The sequence below is a fragment of the Nocardiopsis sp. NRRL B-16309 genome (assembly GCF_001279585.1).
Classification (GTDB): Bacteria; Actinomycetota; Actinomycetes; order Streptosporangiales; family Streptosporangiaceae; genus Nocardiopsis.
On sequence record NZ_LGEC01000064.1, the window covers coordinates 31,482 to 49,898 of the forward strand.

Below are 18,417 nucleotides of genomic sequence, written 5' to 3' on the forward strand. Positions count from 1 at the left end.
GAACAGGGCCGGAACACGGTGACCGGACACGGGGCCGGACACGGGGCCGGACCGGGGACCGGACACGGGGGCCGTCGCGTCCGCCGGATCCGGCGCAGCGCGGCTACCGTGGACCCATGGACGACTCCGCGAACGTGATCGACCCGTCCGCTCCGCCGAGCGGCCCCGGCTGCCGGGAGTGCCTGGAGGGCGGGGGCTGGTGGGTCCACCTGCGCCGGTGTGCCGCGTGCGGTCACGTGGGCTGCTGCGACAGCTCGCCCGGCCAGCACGCCACCCACCACTTCGAGGAGACCGGACACCCGGTCATGCAGAGCTTCGAGCCGGGCGAGGACTGGTTCTTCGACTTCCGTTCCGGCCGGGCGGGCCGGGGGCCGGAGCTGGCGCCGCCCTCCTCGCGCCCCGAGGACCAGCCGGTGCCGGGTCCCGTCGACCGCGTGCCGGCCGACTGGCGGGACCGCATCCACTGACGGCGCCCGTCAGCGCACCCCGCCTCGGGCGCGGGCGCGCAGGCGCGTGGTGAGCAGCGAGACCGCGCCCGCGATGACCACCAGGTTGAACGACATCTGGGCCAGCAGCAGCGCGCGGGCGTACTGCCCCTGGGCGTGGATGTCGCCGAAGCCGACCGTGGCCAGCGTGGTCAGCGCGAAGTAGAGGGCGTCGGTCCGGGTCTCCAGCCCGTCGAACTCTCCGGGGTAGGCGGTGGCCACGCCGTAGTCGGCGAGCGCGAACAGCGCGAGCCCGGAGACGGCGAGCAGGACCGGCCCGTGCGGCGAGAGCTCCCCGGGGTTGACCCGCGCCTGCCGCCGCGCCGTGAAGACCACCGACCAGCAGATCAGGCCGACACCGAGGACGAACAGCGCCCAGCGCGGGACCACGTGCCACCCCGCCTCCTCCAGCGGGAGGAGGTAGTACAGGGCGACGACCGCCGCGATCTCCGCCAGCAGGAGTGTCCGGTTCCACGGGCGCCCCCGCGTACTCCCCTTCGCCATGACTCGACGTTATACGACGATCACCCAGGGAGACACGATGCAGGGCCGCCCCGCGCGACGGGCTACGCCGCCCCGGCCAGGCGGGCGACCAGTGCGTCCCAGCCGGCCTCCAGGCGCTCGACCGACATGTCCCGGTCGGTGAGCAGGTGCCGCACCAGCGGGGTTTCGAGGTACCCCAGCAGCGTGTGGGCGAGGAGTTCGAGGTCGCCCTCCACTCCGGCCTCGCGCAGGAGCATGGACAGGTGGGCGATGCGGAGCCGGTAGGCGGGGGCCGTGTAACGCCGGAAGACGTCCTCGTGCGCGGCGATGCAGAGGTCCTTGTGGTCGCGCTCGTGGCGCAGGGTGGCCGGCCCGAGTCGCGCAACCGCTCCAGCGCGGGCGCGCCCGGCCCCGGGGGCGGCGGACCCGGATGAACGCGGCCTGGAACAGGTGTTCTTGGTGGCACTCGTCGGCAGGCGGAAGGTGCGAGCACTGTGAGCACACGAACCACGGCGTCCGCGCCGCGCGGGGAAGCCACCGACGCCGACGTCGCCGCCGTGACCCGCGGCCGGGTCAGGCCTCGCCGACCAGGTCGGGCGCCACGTGGTGGCGGCCCAGGGGCAGCATGAGCGGCTTGCCCGAGGTCGGGTCGACGATGACCCGGCTGTCCAGCCCGAACACCGCGCGCACGCCGTCCTCCGTCAGCACCTCGGCAGGCTCCCCCGCCGCGTGCAGCCGCCCGTCGGCGAGCGCGACCAGGTGGTCGGCGTAGCGGGCGGCCAGGTTGAGGTCGTGCAGCACCATGACGATCGTCGTGCCGCGCTCCCGGTTGAGGTCGGTGAGCAGGTCGAGCACCTCGACCTGGTGGCTCACGTCAAGGAACGTCGTCGGCTCGTCGAGCAGCAGCAGGTCGGTGCGCTGGGCCAGCGCCATCGCGATCCACACGCGCTGGCGCTGGCCGCCGGAGAGCTCGTCCACCGACCGCTCGGCCAGGTCCGTGGTCTCGGTCGCCGCCAGCGCCGAGGCCACGGCCGCGTCGTCCTCCCTGCTCCAGCGCGAGAACATCCCCTGGTGGGGATGGCGCCCCCGACCCACGAGGTCGGCGACGGTGATGCCCTCGGGCGCGATCGGCGACTGCGGCAGCAGGCCCAGCGTGCGCGCCAGCTCCTTGGCGGGCGTGCGGTGCACCTCCTTGCCGTCGAGCACGACCCGGCCCCTGCGCGGCGCGAGCAGGCGCGACATCGAGCGCAGCAGCGTCGACTTCCCGCAGGCGTTCGCGCCGACGATCGCCGTGATCCGGCCGGGCGGAACGACCAGGTCGAGCTGGGCGATGACCGTCCGGTCGCCGTAGCCCAGGGCGAGGTCCTGGATCTCCAGGGAGTGGGTCGCGGTCACAGGGAGCCTCCCACGCGGTTGGTGCGGATGATCAGGTAGATGAGGTAGGGCGCGCCGAGCACACCGGTCACGACGCCGACCGGGTAGCGGATGCCGAGGGCGTACTGGCCGACGAGGTCGGCGACCAGCACCAGGAGCGCGCCCACGAGTGCGGCGGGCACCAGCGGGGAACCGCCCGGCCCGACCACCCGCGCGGCGATGGGACCGGCGAGGAAGGCCACGAAGGCGATCGGCCCGGCCGCGGCGGTCGCGAAGGCGATGAGGCCGACGGCGACCACGATGACGACGACGCGGGTGGCCTCGACGCGCACGCCCAGCGCCGAGGCGGTGTCGTCGCCCAGCCGCAGCGCGGACAGGTTGCGCGCCTGGCTCAGGAGCACCGGCGCCAGGACGGCCAGGGCCAGCACGACCGGCACCGCCTCCTCCCAGGTCGTGCCGTTGAGGCTGCCGGTCAGCCACCGCAGGGCCTCCTGCAGGTCCCACTCGGCCGCCCGGGACAGGACGTAGGCGGTGATGCTGTCGAGCATCGCGGCGATGCCGATGCCGATCAGGATGAGCCGGGTGCCCACGACCCCGTCGCGGAACGCCAGGCCGTAGACGGCCAGCGCCACGGCGAGCCCGGCGGCGATGGCCACGACCGACACCTGGGTGCGCCCGAGCGAGAAGACCACGATCGCGAAGGCCGCCGCCGCACTGGCGCCGGAGCTGATGCCGATGATGTCGGGGCTGGCCAGCGGGTTGCGCAGCATCGTCTGGAAGGTGACGCCGCCCAGGCCGAAGCAGAGCCCGGCCGCCACCGCCAGGACGGCGCGGGGCAGACGGAGCGTGCCGACGGTGAAGGACGCGCCGGGCACCTGCTCGCCGAGGATCACCGCGACGACGTCGGCCGGCGGGTAGAACGTCCGCCCGACCATGAGGCTGGTGGCGAACAGGGCGACGATCAGCGCCGCGAGCACCGACAGGACGGCGGTCCTGCGCGCCGTGCGCCGGACCCGGCCGCGGGTCACGGCGGCGACGTCGGCGTCGGTGGCTTCCCCGCGCGGCGCGGACGCCGTGGTTCGTGTGCTCACAGTGCTCGCACCTTCTGCCTGCGGACGATGGAGATGAAGACCGGGGCCCCGATCAGCGCGGTGACGATCCCGACCTCGACCTCGCTCGGGCGGGCCACGATCCGGCCGATCACGTCGGCGGCGGTCAGCAGCGCCGCGCCGAGCAGGGCGGAGAAGGGCAGCAGCCACCGGTGGTCGACCCCGACCAGCAGTCGGCACACGTGCGGCACGACCAGGCCGACGAACGCGATGGGCCCGGCGACCGCGGTGGCGGCTCCGCACAGCAGCACGGCACCGGCCGCGGCGGTGGCGCGTACGAGGGCGACCCGCTCGCCCAGCCCGGCCGCCAGGTCGTCGCCCAGCGCGAGGGAGTTCAGGGCCCGCGCCGAGCCCAGGCTGAGGACGAGGCCGGTCAGGAGGAAGGGCAGCACGTGCGCGATGTTGTCGAAGGACGCGCCGCCCACCCCGCCGATCTGCCACAGCTGGAACCCGCCCGCCACGTCGTTGCGGGGCAGGATGACGGCTCTGACCAGCGAGGCGAACGCGGCGGAGGTGGCGGCCCCGGCGAGGGCGAGCTTGAGCGGGGTGGCCCCGCCCCGGCCCAGCGATCCGACGGTGTAGACGAACGCCGCGGCGGCCGCGGCGCCCGCGATCGCCACCCAGATGTAGGAGGTCGGCGCGGCCAGGCCGAAGTAGACCACGCCGGTGACCACGGCGAGCGAGGCTCCCATGTTCACGCCCAGGATCCCCGGGTCGGCCAGCGGGTTGCGGGTCACGCCCTGCATGACCCCGCCGGACAGGCCGAGCGCCGCGCCGACGGCCACCGCGAGCAGGGTGCGCGGGATCCGCTTGGTGACGGCGGCCTGCGCGATCGTCTCGTCCGCGCCGCCCAGGGCCGCGAACACGTCGTCGGCGCCGACCACGCGCGAACCCAACGCGACCGAGGCCAGCATGATCGCCGCGAGGACGGCCAGGCAGACGAGCAGCCAGAACATCCTGACCCGGACCGGGCGCCGCGCGACGGCGGCGCCCGGTGCGGGACGCGTGTCGACCATGCTCACTCGACCTTGTCGGCGGCCGCGGCGAGTTCCGCGACGTAGTCGTCGAGGACCCAGGAGATGGACAGCGGGGTGGGGTTGGCGGCCGTGCCGAGCGGCGTGCTGCCGGGCAGGAGGTAGATCGAGTCGCGCTCGACGGCGGGCAGCTTCGACACCAGCGGGTCCTCCCGCAGGGTCTGGAGGAGTTCGCCGGTCTCGTCGCCGTACCCGGTGATGATGTCGACGTCGTCGAACTCGTCGATCTGCTCGGCGCTGCGGGTGAGGGAGAACTGCTCGGTGTCGGCGGAGGCCTGCTCGACGCTGTCGGGGATCACCATGCCCAGGTCCTCGAAGAACAGGGTCCTGGTGTCGTGGGTGGTGTAGAAGCCGATCTCGCTGACGTCGGTGGCGTCGACGTGGGTCATGAACATGGCCGACTTGCCTTCGAGCTGCGGGTAGTCCGCGATGGTCGCCTCGATCTCGGCCTCCAGGTCGGCGATCAGCTCCTCGCCCTCGTCGGCCATGCCGATGGCCTGGCTGTTGAGCCGGATGATCTCGCGCCAGGGGGTGGCCCAGGGGGCGTCGGGATAGGCCACGACGGGGGCGATCTCGCTCAGGGTGTCGTAGTCCTCCTGGGTGAGCCCGGAGTACGTGGCCAGGATGACGTCCGGCCGGGTGTCGGCGACGGCCTCGAAGTCGATGCCGTCGTTCTCGTCGAAGAGGACCGGTGTCTGCGCCCCGAGCTCGTCGAGTTCCTCCTCGACCCACGGCAGGACGCCGTTGTCGTCATCGTCGCCGAAGTCGGCGGCGGCCATGCCGACGGGTACGACACCGAGCGCCAGCGGAACCTCGTGGTTGGCCCACTGGACCGTGGCAACGCGTTCGGGCTCCTCCTCGATGGTGGTGGTGCCGAGCGCGTGCTCGATGACGATGGGGAACTCGCCGGAACCCTCCTCGGCCGCGGTGTCCTCCGCCTCGGTCCCGCCGCCGCAGGCGGACAGGAGGAGGACGGCGACGGCGGCGGTGGTCAGGGCCGGAAACCGGAATGTGCGCATCAGAAGTAATCCCACTCGTGGAGGAATGAGGGTAGGCTCGCCTAAGTTAGCAGTTTCGCGAACGGGCATGATCCGGGAGGTCGGACCGAAAGGCCCCTCGGAGCCCGAAGGGGCGCCAGTCGGACGTCGGCAGCCGCGCGCGGGCCCCGGTCCGCCCGGGCCGCGGAGCGGAAGGCCGGGCAGCGGGTCCGGCCAAGCCCGGCGGAGCGGTCGTTCCAGGCCGTGATGACCGTTGCGGGCGCATGGTGTCGGAACACACAGTGCTCTTCGAACGGGTCGTGAACCTGCTCGGCGAACCCGCTCCGGGCACGGTGTTCTGCCGCGACACCTCCACGGAGACCACGATCGGCGCCCCGCGACGGTGGGCTCGGCCCGCCGGCCGACGGGCTCGCACGAAGGTTTCACCCAGAATTGGCCCCCTCCCGGGGGCCGCAGGGGCGCGAGTGGGGTCCGGGATGGCGCACACTCAGGAGTAGGGCGGGCGCACCCGCGCGTTCACGCCGAGCCGGACCCGACTCTCCCCGAGGGTGGGGCCGGGCCCGGGGACCGACCCGCGGATCCGCGCCCACCGCCCTTTCCGTGGCGGCACGGACTCCACCGCGTCGCGTTGTCCGTTCCGCCACCCACTCATGTGCGCCCCGCGCGCACACTCCTGGAGGTACTGGCGTTGGTCACCCGAACTGAGATCGCGGACTACCTCGACGGATCGTTCACCACAGGCGGGATGACCCGCACGCAGATCATCGCCGCCGCCGACCAGCACGGGGCGCCCGAGCCCGTCCTGACCGCGCTGGGCCTGCTGCCCGAGGGCATGTACGCGAACCTGCGTACCCTGTGGCCGCACCTAGCGGGCGTCCCCCGCTCGTAGCATCACCCAGGCCGGCGGCCCGGCCCGGCGTCCACCGGCGGAGGCGAAGCACGCTCCGCCGATCCCGTGACGGCCGGGCCCGCGCCGGCCGCGGCCACCGGTCGCGCTCCTGCCGGTGTCATCGCCGCGGCGCGCTCCCCCGCCTCATGCGGGGTCCACGCTCGGCCGTACCACCGGGCGATGCCCGCGTCCTGGTGCAGGAGCCACAGGTCCCCGGCCCGGTCCGGGCCGACGGGCTCCAGCCGCAGCCGCCCGGTCACACGCCTACCCTGCGCCCGGCCCATGCGGATCCCTTCTCAGGGGATCGTCAGTGCGACTCGGCGGGAGCGGGCGCCTCCTCATCGGGGCTCGCCCGGCGGTCGAGGCGGCGCAGGAGCCACACCCCGTAACAGACGAAGCCCCCGGCGACCCCCAGCTGCACCGGCCAGGGAGCGGCACCAGGGCTGGCGTACTGCGCGAAGTTGTAGAGCGCGTGCGCCGCCACCAGCGGCCAGATCGTGGCCAGGTGGAAGCGCACGGCGGCGTAGCCGAAGCCGAACGCGGCGGTGCTCAGTACCTGGAACAGCGTGTCGCCGAGGTCGCGGCCGAACCAGACGCCCGACAGCGCGTGGCCGAGCCCGAAGAGCACGCCCACCCAGACCGCCGCGCGCAGCCGCCCCAACCGGGCGAGCACGTGCTGCACGACCCCTCGGGACAGGCTCTCCTCGGTGACACCGACGACCAGGCAGAACACCGCGAGACGCACGAGCGCCGCACCGTCTCCCTCGATGCCGGGCACGACATAGACGGCGCTGACCAGGAACAGGGGCACCGTGACCCAGAAACCGGACTCGGCCGTGCGGGTCGGCGCGAACCCGGTGGAGCGCCAGTCGCGCATGGCCAGAGCAGCGAGCACGGGCACCGGCAGCGTGCAGAGGGTGATCAGAGTGGCCCCCAGATGGGGCGCGTCCTGCGAGGGGACCAGTTCGGCCGCTGTGAAGAGCACGACGTGCCACAGCAGGGTCAGTGCTGCCGCGAGAGTGAGTGGGCGCGAGGGTAATGCTGCTTCACGGGGGGACATCCGTCGATGTTAGCCGGGCCCCGCGAATGGCTCAGAGGTAGTCGAAGAAGCGGATCCACCACGTTTCGACATACCTGGGCGGGCCGTAGGGGGCGGAGCCGTCGTCACGGTCGAACCTCGTTCAGAGCAGGTTCTCCGAGACGCTGACGTAGCCGAGGGCTTCGAGTTCGTCTTCGACGCGGGGACGGTCGACGGTCTGGAAGACCTCGTCGCCCTCTTCCCCCTCAGGGGTTCCGGGCCGACCCGAGGTGACAGCGGCGAGGTTCCCGAAGTTGCTGATGGTCACGGTGATGTGCTGCCCGCAGTCCGTGGTCTCACGGAAGCGGACCGCACGGCGGCCTGGTCCATTCCTCACTGTGCTCCGAAGGGGTGGAAGTCGCACGCCGCACCACGACTGGGCGCCCGCGTGACCTCGCCGGTCCGGTTCGGCCTGGTCGCGCGCACGCTGCCGGCCTCCGGCCGCTAAGCTGCGCGGCATGTACCTGGACGCGATCGCCCTCGAAGCGCGGAATCCGTTGGCGCATGCCCGCTTCTGGTCCGCGGCCCTGGGTGTCCCGGCGCGCTCGCGCGGGGTCGCGGGGTTCGAGCTGTGCACTCCCCGTGTCTCCTTCCGGCTGGTCCCCGTCCCGGCAGCACGCACCGAGCGCGAGGAGGCGGCCGTCACCCGGCTCCACCTCGACCTGCACGGCGGCCCGGACCAGGTCGCCTTCACCCGACGCCTGCTCTCGCTCGGTGCCAGTCGCCGCGACGTGGGCCAGGGCGACGCGCCCTGGGAGGTGCTGGCCGACACCGAGGACCGTCTGTTCTGCGTGATGCCCGGAACACGCTACGAGGGGCCCGGCCCCGGGCTCGGTGCGCTTCCCATCGACTCCGCCGCGCCCCGGACCGGCCGCGACTTCTGGGCGCGGGTGACCGGGTGGACGCCCGTCGGTGACGCCGACACCGGCGGTGACCCGGCGCTGCGGCACCCCGACGGCTCCGGTCCGGTCCTGGTGTTCTGCGCCGAACTCGGCCCCAAACCGGCCGGTGCGCGCAACGCGATGGGCCTGGTGGTGGGACTCGGCGAGGACGAACGGGCGGCCGACGCCCACCAGCGGCTGGTGGACCTGGGGGCGCGCCCCGCGGAGTCCGATCCCGAGGCGCCCTGGCGGCTGTACACCGACCCCTCGGGCAACGAGTTCCGGCTGGCGGCCGCACCGGCCACGTGAGCACCCACCTCCGCGAGGCGCGGCGGACACCCTGATCCGACTTCCCCCGGGGCGGTGGCCGACGGCGGCCCGTCAGCGCCGTCCCGGCGGCCGCAGGCGGCCCGAGCGGCTACCGGGCCACCGCGGCGGCGGCGAACAGCACCATCGCCGAGAACAGCAGGGCTCCCGGCGCGCCGACGGCGCCCGCCATGCCCGCCGCGGCCGCCGGGACGGCGACCTGGCCGAGGCGGTTCGCCCAGATCCGCAGCGACAGCGCGGCGCCGCGCGCGCCCTGCGGCGCCAGGGTGGCGACCTCCGCCATGGTCAGCGGCTGGCCGAGGCCGAGCAGGAACCCGCCGACGACCAGGACCGCGCCGAGCGTCACCGGGCCGCCGCCCGGCAGTGCGACCAGGGCCAGGGACAGCCCGGCCACCCCCGTGCTCGCCATGATCAGCGCCTTGCGCGACCACCGGGTGAGCAGCCAGGGCAGGCACAGGCGGGACAGCAGCGAGGATCCGGCGCGCAGGCTCAGCAGCACGCCGACGAGCATGGGCGAGATGCCACGGCTCTCGGCGATCAGCGGCAGGTAGGCCGTGAGGATGTCCACGGCGGTCAGCAGCGCCAGGCTCGTCAGCAGTGCCGACGGCATCCGGCGCCGGGTCAGGATCTCGCGGGCGGGCACGACCGGGACGGCGCCCTTGGCGGGGTGCGCCGCCGAGCGCAGCCGCAGGAGGGGGATGACCGACGCGGCGCCCAGCACGGCCGTCACACCGGCCACGCCCAGCGCCGTCGAGGTCGCCGTGAGCAGGTCCGGACCGGAGGAGTCGGCGAGCAGGGCTCCGGAGATCAGCGGTCCGGAGAGCTGGCCCAGGGACGCGGCGGCGGTGAACCATCCGAAGTCGCGGTCCAGGTGCTCGGCCGGGGAGAACCGGGCGATCAGCCCCTGGCCCGCGACCATGCACAGCAGGTGGCCCACGCCCACCACCGTGCTGGCCACGGCGAGGGAGACCAGGCCCGTGGTGGCCGCCAGGTGGACGCATCCCACCGCGAGGATCGCCCCGCCCACGCCCACGATCCAGGCGATGCGCCGGGAGCGGTCGGTCGCCCGGCCCACCGACACCGCGATCAGCAGGGGCAGCAGCGCGTAGGCGGCGGTGATGAGGCCGACCGCGACGGCGTCGCCGCCCAGGGCGATGGTCCGGTAGGAGATGAGCGGTCGGGCGATGTTGAGGGCGGTGTGGGTGAACACCACGCTCGCGAGCAGCGGCCACAGCCACCGTCCCGCCGTACTCGCGCGCGTTCCCGCCATTCCGTGCCCTCCCGTCCGGCCCCCTGCGCGCTTCCGTCAGTCACCCGGACACGACAGGGGATCATCCCACGACACACCGTCGACAGCCGAGGCGGCCCCCGGCTACGCGGCCCCGAGCCCGCCCGCACGCGGGCTCAGCGCGGGGTACCCAGCAGCGCGCGCGTGCGGGCGGGCGCCCAGGCGGGCAGGTCGGCCAGGATGTCGGCGAGGGAGACGGCGGCGAGGCTGGCGCGCCAGGCGTCGTGGGCCTCGGCCATCTTCGCGGCGAGCACGCACGTGTGGCGGCAGTCCTCGGGCGGCAGGGCGCCGCGGCCCTGTTGGCGGATCTCACGGCACTCGTAGGGCGGAGAGGCGCCGTCGACGGCCTCGACGATCTGGAGCATCGTGATCTCGCCGGGCGCCCTGGCCAGGCGGAACCCGCCCCGGGGCCCGGTGGTCGCGGCCAGCACACCGGCCTTGACCAGCGGTTGGAGCTGTTTGGCCAGGTAGGCGGCCGGCAGGTCGAAGTGGGCGGCGAGCTGGGCCGCGGACGCGGTGGCGCCCGGATCGAGCTGGGCCAGGGACGTGGCGCAGTGCAGGACCCATTCGGTGCTCGCGGGAAGCTTCATACCCGTGATGATATCGAAGATATTGCGGATCTTTTTAGTCCGGGATACGCTCCGGCGTAGTCGAACCCCAGGAGCACGCCATGCGCATCGCCATCGCCGGAGCGACCGGCAACATCGGATCCCTGACCGCCGCGGCCCTGGAACGGGCCGGTCACGAGACCGTCCGCATCAGCCGCTCGCTCGGCGTGGACCTGACCACGGGGGAAGGACTCGACGACGCGCTCACCGGCGTCGAGGCCGTCGTCGACGCCACCAACCACACCGGCACCGAGCGGTCGGAGACCGTGGCCTTCTTCGGCACCACCACGCGCACCCTGCTCACCGCGGAGGAGAAGGCGGGCGTGCGCCACCACGTGGTGCTGTCGATCGTCGGAATCGACACGGTCGACGGCAACGCGCACTACGCCGGAAAGCGCGAACAGGAGCGCCTGGTCGCCGAGGGGCCGGTGCCGTGGACGATCGTGCGGGCCACGCAGTTCCACGACTTCGCCGCCATGGTGGCCTCGTGGACGGAACGGGACGGCGTCGCCGCCATCGCGCCGCTGCTGGTCCAGCCGATCGCGCCCGCGGACGTGGCCGACGTGCTCGCCGAGGTCGCGGCGGGCGAGCCCCGGGGGCGCTACCGCGACGTCGCGGGGCCCGAGACCCAGGACCTGGTCGACATGGCCCGGCGCACCCACGCCGCGCGCGGGCGCGAGGTCAGGCTCGTCCCGACCTGGTCCGGACTCTTCGGTCCGTCGATGGCCGGAAACGTGCTCCTGCCGGGCGAGGACGCCCGGCTCGCACCGACCACCTTCGACGCGTGGCTCGCGGAACAGCGCCAGGGATAGCGCCCGGGCCGGGCCGGTCGAGCCCACAACACGTGTTCCTCGGGCGCCCGCCCCGCTACCCGGCCTCCCACGAACGGCGGGCCGGACGTATCGAGCCTGTGGCAGGCCCCCCACGAAGACCTGCACCGCTGGGTGATCTCGATGACGAAGGGCCTGACCGGTCGGGCCCCATGTGCTTCGCGGGGGGCGTGCCCGGCCGGGGCGGGGCTCAGCGGGAACGGCCGAAGAGGTGAGCCAGGGCCCGGTCCAGCCAGGGGTGGCGGAAGTGGTGCCCGGCGGAGAGCAGCCGTTCCGGGCGCACGCGCTGGTCGGCCAGCGCCAGCTCCTTCGCGCCCTCGGCTCCCAGAACCAGCCCCGGCGCCCACCTGGGGGCCGGCAGCAGCGCCGGCCGCCGCAGCACCGAGGCCAGGACGAGGGCGTAGGTGCGCCCGCGTACCGGGTGCGGGGCCACCGCGTTGAGCGGGCCGGACAGCCCCGTGTCCAGGACCGCCCGCAGGTAGATGTCGGTGAGGTCGTCCAGGCCGAGCCAGGACGACCACTGGCGGCCGTCACCGATCGGTCCGCCCGCCCCCGCCGCGAACAGGGGCCATTGGAACCCGAGCTGGCCGCCCCGGGGCGACTGGGCGATGCCGGTCCGCACCTGGACGCACCGCAGCCCCGCCTCGGCCGCGGGCGCCGCCGCCTCCTCCCAGTCCGCCACGACGTCGGCGAGGAACCCCTCACCGCGCGGGCTGTCCTCGGTGAGGACCTCGTCCCCGCGCCGCGCGCCGTAGTAGCCGATGCCGGAGGCCGAGACGAACACGCGCGGGCCGTCCGGGGTGTGCGCCGCGCGCCGGGCCAGGGCACGGGTGGGCCCGATCCGGCTGTCGCGGACCGCCGCCTTGTGCGCGTCGGTGAACCAGCCGAACAGGGGCTCGCCCGCCAGGTGCACCACGGCGTCGACCCCCCGGAGCAGGTCCTCGGCCGGCCGTTCCACGTCCCAGTGCCGTTCGTCCGGCCGCTTCGGTGTGCCGCGCACCAGGCGCACCACGCGGTGCCCGCTGGTGGTGAGCAGCGAGGTGAGCGCCGATCCGACGAGCCCGCCGGACCCCGTGACCGCCACCGTGACCTGGTCGCTCCCCCAGGCACGGCTGCGCCTCAGCGCGTCGAGGTCGTCGGCGAGCTGGGCGTGGCGGTAGGTGAACATGGACCGCAGTGCCGCGCCGGGCAGCGAGGTGTCGACCCGGTCGGTGATCCGGGTGCTCCGCTCGGTCTCCGCCGCGAAGTCGTGCGTGTGGACCCAGCGCAGGACGGTCGAGAGCGGCGGCGAGACGAGCCGGTCAGCGAAGCGGTGGGGCGGATCGTAGGCGTCGGGATCGTGGGCGGCGACCCAGCGGAGCCCGCCGGGCAGCGCGAGCACGGCGGCGCCGTCGCGCAGCGAGCGGGCCTCGGCGACCGGATGGACCGGCTGCCACGGGGGCGCGAGCCGGGCGAAGGCGCCCGGCCGGGCGTGCCAGTCGAAGACCTCGTCGACGGGCGCCCCCACCACACTCGAACGCTGAAAGACCACGGTCGGCTCCAAGCTCGTACGGGTGTCCGGTCCGTGGCCACCGTAACGCGCCCGCCCGCCCGCGGTGCGGCGGGACGCGGCCTCGGGACCGCGACGGCGAGGGCGACGACCGCGACGGCAAGGGCGACCCCGGTGGCAGCGACAGCGACGACGGCGACGGCAGCGGCGACCCGGGTGGCTACTCCTCGCCTGTCGCCGCGTTCGCCGCCTGCTCTGTGTGCGGTTCGGCGGTGAGCACGTCGAACGCCGTGCGGCGGTGGGCGGCGAACAGCTCCAGCGCGCGGTCGGCGTCACGGGCGCGCAGGGCGGCGGCGAGCTCCCGGTGCTCGCCGGGGATGTGGGCGAGGTAGTTCCGGGACTCCCGGCCGACGCGCGTCAGCAGGAACAGGTGGACCTGGGAGCGGATGGCCCGCCAGGCCTCCTCCAGCCGGCCGTGCCCGGCGGCGGCGTAGACGGCGTCGTGGAAGTCGATGTCGCACCGCACCATCGCGTGCTCGTCCTCCGCGCGTTCCATGCGCTCGGCGGCCCGCTCCACGGCGGCGATGTCGGTGTCGGAGGCGTGGGCGACCACGAGCTGGACGGCGAGTCGTTCCAGCGCGTCGCGCAGGCTGTCGAGTTCGACGATGTCGCGCGGGGTCAGGGTCGTGACCGTGGCGCCGCGGTGCCAGGCGCTGCGGACCAGGCCCTCGCGCTCCAGCCGCAGCAGCGCCTCGCGTACCGGGCCCCGGCTGACCTCCAGCGCGCCGGAGAGCTCGACCTCGCGCAGCTGCGCGCCCGGGGCGTAGGCCCCGCTGAAGACGGCCTCGCGGATGCGGTCCGCCACCTCGTCGGCCAGTCCCCTGCGCCGGGCCGGAGCCACCCTGCCCAGTTCGTCGGTCACGCTCGGCCCTTCCCCTCGACGCTGTGTCGAGGCCACCCTACTGTTCGAGCACTTGTCGCAATGTTAACATTCGGACAAGTGCAGCCCGGAGGTCGCCGGGCGCTCTCCGAGAAAGGCAGCCACCACACCATGACCGTTCTCGACTCCCCCATCCCGCGGTTCCACCTGGCCATGCCCGTCGACGACCTGGCCGCCGCGCGCCGCTTCTACGGCGAGGTCCTCGGCCTGGAGCAGGGCCGCAGCTCCGACACCTGGGTCGACTGGAACCTGCACGGCCACCAGTTCGTCACCCACCTGGCTCCGGCCGGACAGCGCAGGGTCCACAACCCGGTCGACGGCCACGACGTCCCCGTCCCGCACTTCGGGCTGGTCCTGTCGGTCCCGGAGTTCCACAGGCTCGCCGACCGCCTGCGCGCCGCCGGGACCGACTTCGTCATCGAGCCCTACCTGCGCTTCGAGGGGCGGCCCGGCGAGCAGTGGACGATGTTCCTCCTCGACCCGGCCGGCAACGCGCTGGAGTTCAAGGCCTTCGCCGACGACTCCCAGGTCTTCGCCGTCTGAGGCCCCCTGACCGCCCCGCCCCCGGGCCGTCCTCCCGGGGGCGGGGCTGCACGCGGGCGGGGCCGAACCCGGTCGGCGACGGCCGTGTTCGGGCACCGTCGTCCAGGGCTCGCACATCGGAGAACTGCACCTGTACCCGCCTGACCAGGACACCTGACAACAGGGCGTTCGCGCGCCACAATGTGCGCCATGACAACCGCACAGTGGACCCGGATCGGGCTCGTGGCCGCCGCCGTCCTCGGCGCGCTCGCCGGATTCGCCTGGCTCGTGGGCGGCCCCGCAGGAGGGCCCGCCGTCTGGGCGAGCGGCGGCGCGGCCGTGCTGGCCCTCACGGTCACCGCGATCGTCCGGGCGCGCCGCCCGGCGACGGAGGCGGCCGAAGCGCAGGCGTCCGGGGCGCAGGCGTCCGGGGCGGTCTCTGAGACGCCTGGATCGGTGGTTCCCCGGGCGGCGGCCTCCACGTCGATATCAGAAGCGCCGGGACCGACGGCTTCCGAGGCCGCGACCCCCGGATCGGCGTCAGAACCGCTGCCGCCCGGGCCGGTCCCGAGAGCGGCTTCGGCGACACCGGTGCCACCCCCGGCACCGGCACCCGTGCCCGTCGCATCGGTCACGGGTCCGACGGACAACACGGTCGCGGGCGACGTCAGCGGCGGCACCGTCTTCCAGGGGCGCGACCTCACGATCCACCAGCCGACCCACCACACCGTCATCGACACCCAGATCGTGCACTCCTCCGCGGCGGAACCGGAGTGGCCCGTGGTCGTCGGTGTCCTGCCCAACGAGGCCGACCACTTCCAGCACCGGGAGCTGACCGACCGGCTGACGCACACCTCCGACGGCCACCCCACCGTGGTCCTGGGCCAGGTCCTGTCCGGCATGGGCGGCGTCGGCAAGACCCAGCTCGCCGCCCACCACGCCCGCTCGCTGCTGGCCAGGGGGGCGGTGGACCTGGCCGTGTGGGTCCCGGCGGCCGAGCGCGCCACGATCGTGCAGGCCTACGCGGACGCGGCGCGGGCTGTCCTGCCCGGCCACGTCGACGAGGACCCCGACCGGGCCGCGCGCCAGTTCCTGACCTGGCTCCAGACCACCGACCGGCGCTGGCTGGTCGTCCTGGACAACCTCGACGTGCCCGAACACGTCCGCGGCCTGTGGCCGCCCACGGCCACCCCCTCCGCCGACCAGGGTTCGGCTCCCGCCCCCGGCACGGGTCCGCTGGGCCGCCTGGTGGTCACCACGCGGCGCACCGACACCGCCCTGGCGGGCCGGGGCCGCTCGTTCATCGACGTCGGCACCTACACGCCGGACGAGGCCCGCACGTACCTGGCCACCGCGCTCGCCGGGCTTCCCACCCCTCCGGCAGAGGCCGACCTCGCCGCCCTGGCCGAGGACCTGGGCCACCTGCCGCTCGCCCTCTCCCACGCCGCCGCCTACATCCGCGACCGCCGCGACAGCATGACCTGCACCTCCTACCGGGCACGCCTCCAGGACCAGCGCGGCGCGCTGGCGCGGATGTTCCCCGAGCGCGAGAGCCTGCCCGACGACTACGCGCGCACGGTCGCCACCACGTGGTCGATGTCGGTCGAACACGCCGACACGCTCACCCCGCGCGGGCTGGCCCTGCCGATGATGCGCCTGCTCAGCCTGCTGGACCCCACCGGTGTTCCGGTCGCCGTGCTGACCTCGCCGCCCGTCCTGGACCACCTGCGCCGGGCGCACCCGGGCCGTCCCGCACCGGCCGGGCAGGACGCCGAGGACGCCCTGTCCGCGCTGGCCCGGCTGCACCTCGTCACCCGCTCGGGGTTCGGTGACGACGCCGTGGTCGGTGTCCACCGGCTGGTACAGCGGGCCACCCGGGAGCAGCGCGCAACGCGCCCCGACCGCGACACCGCCCTTACCGCGGCCGACGCCCTCGTGCGGGTCTGGCCGATGCGCGTCCACGCCAGCGCGCTGGGCCAGCGGTTGCGGGCCAACGCCACGGCCCTGGTCGAACACGCCGAGGAGTGGCTGTGGGAGGACGGGCTGCACCCGGTCCTCACCCGGTTCGGCGAGAGCCTCGGCAAGTCGGGCGCGCTCTCCCAGGCCATCGACCACTGGGCATCGGTCCTGGACACGGCCCGGGAACGACTCGGAGGGGACCACCGCGACACCCTGTTCACCCGCCACCAGGTCATCCTCTGGCGCGGAATGGCGGGTGAGGCGAACTACGCCGCGGAGGCCTTCGCCTCGCTGGCCGAGGAGATGACGCGGGTCCTGGGCGCGGACGACTCGCAGACCATGTCCACGCGCGTGCAGAGCGCCCGCTGGCTCGGCCGGACCGGAGGTGAACAGAGCGCACGGCAGGTGATGGAGGACCTCCTGCCCGACCTGATGCGCCTGTTGGGCCCCGACCATCCCGACACGCTGACGACACGGGGCCATCTGGCGTCCCTGCGCGGCAAAGCCGGCGACCCCCGGGCGGCGGTCGACACCTACGCCGCCCTACTGGAGGACGAGCGCCGCATGTTCGGCGGCGACCACCCGGGATCCCTTCTCACCCGGAGCATGCTGGCCCGGTGGCGCGGACGGGTGGACGGCGCCGCAGCGGCCATCGAGGACTTCGAGGCGCTCCTGCCGGACCAGATCCGCGTTCTCGGGCCCGACCATCCCGACACCCTCAGCACGCGAGGGCAGATCGCCGCCTGGCGGGGTGTGGCCGGTGACCACGCCCGTGCGCTCCAGGAGCTGGACGTGCTCATGACGGACCAGATCCGGCACCTGGGACCGGACCACCCTCACGTCCTCACCACGCGGCACAGCCAGGCCCGCTTCCACGGCGCGGCGGGTGACCCCGCCCTCGCAGCAGAGCTCATCGAAGCGCTCATGCCCGACCAGCTGCGCATCCTCGGACCCGACCACCCCAAGACGCACGCGATCCAGGCCGATCTGGAACGCTGGCGAGAGAAGGCTCGCGAGTGCGGAGCCTAGGCGTGTTCGGCGGACTGGTGCGTCTCGCCCCAGCGGTACTGTCACCGGGTTCTCATCAGTCGACAGGGAAACCGCCAGCGGCGACGGCAGCGCGGCGGGAACCCGTCCCCGGCCTGGCCGGGCCACCGGAACCGGAAAGACATCGACGGGTCCGACACCGGACACACGGGCTCCTTCCGGACGGTCGGCGCCGCCACGCGGTGTCCTGCCGAGCCCGCTCGGGAGGACACCGATAGCGTGGTGGCGACCTGCCACCGCGGCGCCGGTCGGCCGGACCGCCGCCGACGCCGCGCGCCGACGATCCCCGACAGGCGGAGACCATGAGCCACCACGCCCGCAACGAACGGCACCGTCTGGCCGACCTGTTGGCGGCCGCGGGTCCGGACGCACCCACGCTCTGCGCGGGGTGGACGACCACCGAACTCGCCGCGCACCTGGTTCTGCGGGAGCACCGGATGGACGCGGCGGCCGGGATCAGGATCCCCTTCCTGGCGGGCTGGACCGCGAAGGTCCAGGAGCGCTACGCCCGTCGGCCCTACCAGTGGCTGCTGTCGACGTTCCGCGACGGGCCGCCGCTGCTCTCGCCGTTCGCCCTGCCGGGCGCGGACGAGGGCGCGAACACGGTGGAGTACTACGTGCACGCCGAGGACGTGCGCCGCGCGGCGCCGGACTGGACGACCAGCCCCGGTGACGCGGCGGATGCGGCCGAGGACGTGGACCCGGGCCTCACCGAGGCGCTGTGGCGCAAGCTCTCTCCCCTGGCGCGGCTGGAGACGGGCCCCAAGGCGCCCGTGGGCCTGGTGTTGCGACGCCCGGACGGACGCACCGTGCTGGCGCGCAAGGGCGAACCGTCGGTCACGGTGACCGGTGGGCCCGGCGAACTGGTCCTCTTCGCCTTCGGGCGCGGGGCCCGCGCGCGGGTCCGCGCCGAGGGCGAGCCGGAGGTGGTCGCCCGTCTGGCCGAGTTCCTGCCGCTTCCGTGACGGAGACCGTGGGCGACACGGGTGGCTGAGGCCGTCGGCGACACGGGTGGCTGAGGCCCGCCGGGGACCCAAGACCCCCGCGTATGAACCCGAAGGCCCTTCCGCCCGGGC

General features: G+C 74.1%; 19 protein-coding genes. 7 read left to right on the forward strand and 12 right to left on the reverse strand.

Going from position 1 to position 18,417, the window contains the following annotated elements:
* The first annotated feature begins 116 nt into the window (after positions 1-116).
* A complete protein-coding gene (locus ADL05_RS09500) occupies positions 117-467 on the forward strand; it encodes a UBP-type zinc finger domain-containing protein (RefSeq protein ID WP_053616518.1) in 351 nt (116 codons plus the stop codon).
* Between the two features lie 9 nt (positions 468-476).
* Here the strand turns inward: ADL05_RS09500 and ADL05_RS09505 are convergent, their stop codons facing one another.
* The 6 genes from ADL05_RS09505 to ADL05_RS09525 all read right to left on the reverse strand — a co-directional run bounded on the left by ADL05_RS09505 (position 477) and on the right by ADL05_RS09525 (position 5,504).
* Positions 477-989, reverse strand: a complete 513-nt coding sequence (locus ADL05_RS09505; RefSeq protein ID WP_053616519.1) for a potassium channel family protein — start codon at positions 987-989, stop codon at positions 477-479.
* 62 nt (positions 990-1,051) lie between these two features.
* Positions 1,052-1,225, reverse strand: coding sequence for a hypothetical protein (locus ADL05_RS30435; RefSeq protein WP_156365785.1), 174 nt, complete (start codon positions 1,223-1,225; stop codon positions 1,052-1,054).
* A 316-nt stretch (positions 1,226-1,541) separates the two neighbouring features.
* Positions 1,542-2,363 carry an ABC transporter ATP-binding protein gene (locus ADL05_RS09510; RefSeq protein WP_053616520.1) on the reverse strand — a complete coding sequence of 274 codons (822 nt, stop codon included), beginning with the start codon at positions 2,361-2,363 and terminating at the stop codon, positions 1,542-1,544.
* Complete coding sequence (locus ADL05_RS09515) at positions 2,360-3,433, reverse strand: iron chelate uptake ABC transporter family permease subunit (RefSeq protein ID WP_053616521.1); 1,074 nt, start codon at positions 3,431-3,433, stop codon at positions 2,360-2,362. The genes ADL05_RS09510 and ADL05_RS09515 overlap by 4 nt, the downstream gene beginning before the upstream one ends.
* Positions 3,430-4,467: an iron ABC transporter permease gene (locus ADL05_RS09520; protein ID WP_197285743.1), complete on the reverse strand. Its 1,038-nt coding sequence runs from the start codon at positions 4,465-4,467 to the stop codon at positions 3,430-3,432. Before ADL05_RS09520 ends, ADL05_RS09515 begins: the two co-directional genes overlap by 4 nt.
* Before the next feature lie 2 nt (positions 4,468-4,469).
* Positions 4,470-5,504, reverse strand: a complete 1,035-nt coding sequence (locus ADL05_RS09525; protein WP_053616523.1) for an iron-siderophore ABC transporter substrate-binding protein — start codon at positions 5,502-5,504, stop codon at positions 4,470-4,472.
* A gap of 667 nt (positions 5,505-6,171) precedes the next feature.
* Here ADL05_RS09525 and ADL05_RS09530 point away from each other — a divergent pair.
* Positions 6,172-6,372 carry a DUF2795 domain-containing protein gene (locus ADL05_RS09530; protein WP_053616524.1) on the forward strand — a complete coding sequence of 67 codons (201 nt, stop codon included), beginning with the start codon at positions 6,172-6,174 and terminating at the stop codon, positions 6,370-6,372.
* A gap of 307 nt (positions 6,373-6,679) precedes the next feature.
* Here the strand turns inward: ADL05_RS09530 and ADL05_RS09540 are convergent, their stop codons facing one another.
* On the reverse strand, positions 6,680-7,432 hold the full coding sequence (locus ADL05_RS09540; RefSeq protein WP_082376226.1) for a CPBP family intramembrane glutamic endopeptidase: 753 nt from the start codon (positions 7,430-7,432) through the stop codon (positions 6,680-6,682).
* Between the two features lie 121 nt (positions 7,433-7,553).
* Positions 7,554-7,787, reverse strand: a complete 234-nt coding sequence (locus ADL05_RS30440) for a hypothetical protein (RefSeq protein WP_156365786.1) — start codon at positions 7,785-7,787, stop codon at positions 7,554-7,556.
* Positions 7,788-7,908: 121 nt separating this feature from the next.
* Here ADL05_RS30440 and ADL05_RS09545 point away from each other — a divergent pair, with 121 nt between their 5' ends.
* Positions 7,909-8,640 carry a VOC family protein gene (locus ADL05_RS09545; protein ID WP_053616527.1) on the forward strand — a complete coding sequence of 244 codons (732 nt, stop codon included), beginning with the start codon at positions 7,909-7,911 and terminating at the stop codon, positions 8,638-8,640.
* Between the two features lie 109 nt (positions 8,641-8,749).
* Here the strand turns inward: ADL05_RS09545 and ADL05_RS09550 are convergent, their stop codons facing one another.
* On the reverse strand, positions 8,750-9,928 hold the full coding sequence (locus ADL05_RS09550) for an MFS transporter (protein WP_053616528.1): 1,179 nt from the start codon (positions 9,926-9,928) through the stop codon (positions 8,750-8,752).
* 134 nt (positions 9,929-10,062) lie between these two features.
* Positions 10,063-10,536: an Rrf2 family transcriptional regulator gene (locus ADL05_RS09555; RefSeq protein ID WP_053616529.1), complete on the reverse strand. Its 474-nt coding sequence runs from the start codon at positions 10,534-10,536 to the stop codon at positions 10,063-10,065.
* A gap of 80 nt (positions 10,537-10,616) precedes the next feature.
* Between ADL05_RS09555 and ADL05_RS09560 the strand changes: the two genes are divergently transcribed.
* Positions 10,617-11,366 (forward strand): SDR family oxidoreductase, encoded by a 750-nt coding sequence (locus ADL05_RS09560; protein ID WP_053616530.1) that lies wholly within the window; start codon positions 10,617-10,619, stop codon positions 11,364-11,366.
* A gap of 208 nt (positions 11,367-11,574) precedes the next feature.
* Here ADL05_RS09560 and ADL05_RS09565 read toward each other — a convergent pair whose 3' ends face one another.
* Positions 11,575-12,915 carry a TIGR01777 family oxidoreductase gene (locus tag ADL05_RS09565; protein WP_053616531.1) on the reverse strand — a complete coding sequence of 447 codons (1,341 nt, stop codon included), beginning with the start codon at positions 12,913-12,915 and terminating at the stop codon, positions 11,575-11,577.
* A gap of 178 nt (positions 12,916-13,093) precedes the next feature.
* Positions 13,094-13,795: a GntR family transcriptional regulator gene (locus tag ADL05_RS09570; RefSeq protein WP_053616532.1), complete on the reverse strand. Its 702-nt coding sequence runs from the start codon at positions 13,793-13,795 to the stop codon at positions 13,094-13,096.
* A 129-nt stretch (positions 13,796-13,924) separates the two neighbouring features.
* Between ADL05_RS09570 and ADL05_RS09575 the strand changes: the two genes are divergently transcribed.
* From ADL05_RS09575 to ADL05_RS09585, 3 genes are all read left to right on the forward strand, one after another.
* Entirely contained in the window at positions 13,925-14,356 is a 432-nt protein-coding gene (locus ADL05_RS09575) for a VOC family protein (protein WP_053616533.1), read from the forward strand.
* A gap of 189 nt (positions 14,357-14,545) precedes the next feature.
* Positions 14,546-17,323, forward strand: coding sequence for a tetratricopeptide repeat protein (locus ADL05_RS09580; protein ID WP_197285744.1), 2,778 nt, complete (start codon positions 14,546-14,548; stop codon positions 17,321-17,323).
* A gap of 320 nt (positions 17,324-17,643) precedes the next feature.
* Positions 17,644-18,306 carry a TIGR03085 family metal-binding protein gene (locus tag ADL05_RS09585; protein WP_053616535.1) on the forward strand — a complete coding sequence of 221 codons (663 nt, stop codon included), beginning with the start codon at positions 17,644-17,646 and terminating at the stop codon, positions 18,304-18,306.
* Positions 18,307-18,417 lie beyond the last annotated feature (111 nt).

Excerpts from the sequence above, each read along its gene's own strand:
- ADL05_RS09500 (WP_053616518.1), top strand. The coding sequence starts at position 117 with ATGGACGACTCCGCGAACGTGATCGACCCGTCCGCTCCGCCGAGCGGC.
- ADL05_RS09505 (WP_053616519.1), bottom strand. The coding sequence starts at position 989 with ATGGCGAAGGGGAGTACGCGGGGGCGCCCGTGGAACCGGACACTCCTG.
- ADL05_RS30435 (WP_156365785.1), bottom strand. The coding sequence starts at position 1,225 with ATGCTCCTGCGCGAGGCCGGAGTGGAGGGCGACCTCGAACTCCTCGCC.
- ADL05_RS09520 (WP_197285743.1), bottom strand. The coding sequence starts at position 4,467 with ATGGTCGACACGCGTCCCGCACCGGGCGCCGCCGTCGCGCGGCGCCCG.
- ADL05_RS09525 (WP_053616523.1), bottom strand. The coding sequence starts at position 5,504 with ATGCGCACATTCCGGTTTCCGGCCCTGACCACCGCCGCCGTCGCCGTC.
- ADL05_RS09540 (WP_082376226.1), bottom strand. The coding sequence starts at position 7,432 with ATGTCCCCCCGTGAAGCAGCATTACCCTCGCGCCCACTCACTCTCGCG.
- ADL05_RS09545 (WP_053616527.1), top strand. The coding sequence starts at position 7,909 with ATGTACCTGGACGCGATCGCCCTCGAAGCGCGGAATCCGTTGGCGCAT.
- ADL05_RS09550 (WP_053616528.1), bottom strand. The coding sequence starts at position 9,928 with ATGGCGGGAACGCGCGCGAGTACGGCGGGACGGTGGCTGTGGCCGCTG.
- ADL05_RS09555 (WP_053616529.1), bottom strand. The coding sequence starts at position 10,536 with ATGAAGCTTCCCGCGAGCACCGAATGGGTCCTGCACTGCGCCACGTCC.
- ADL05_RS09560 (WP_053616530.1), top strand. The coding sequence starts at position 10,617 with ATGCGCATCGCCATCGCCGGAGCGACCGGCAACATCGGATCCCTGACC.
- ADL05_RS09575 (WP_053616533.1), top strand. The coding sequence starts at position 13,925 with ATGACCGTTCTCGACTCCCCCATCCCGCGGTTCCACCTGGCCATGCCC.
- ADL05_RS09580 (WP_197285744.1), top strand. The coding sequence starts at position 14,546 with ATGACAACCGCACAGTGGACCCGGATCGGGCTCGTGGCCGCCGCCGTC.
- ADL05_RS09585 (WP_053616535.1), top strand. The coding sequence starts at position 17,644 with ATGAGCCACCACGCCCGCAACGAACGGCACCGTCTGGCCGACCTGTTG.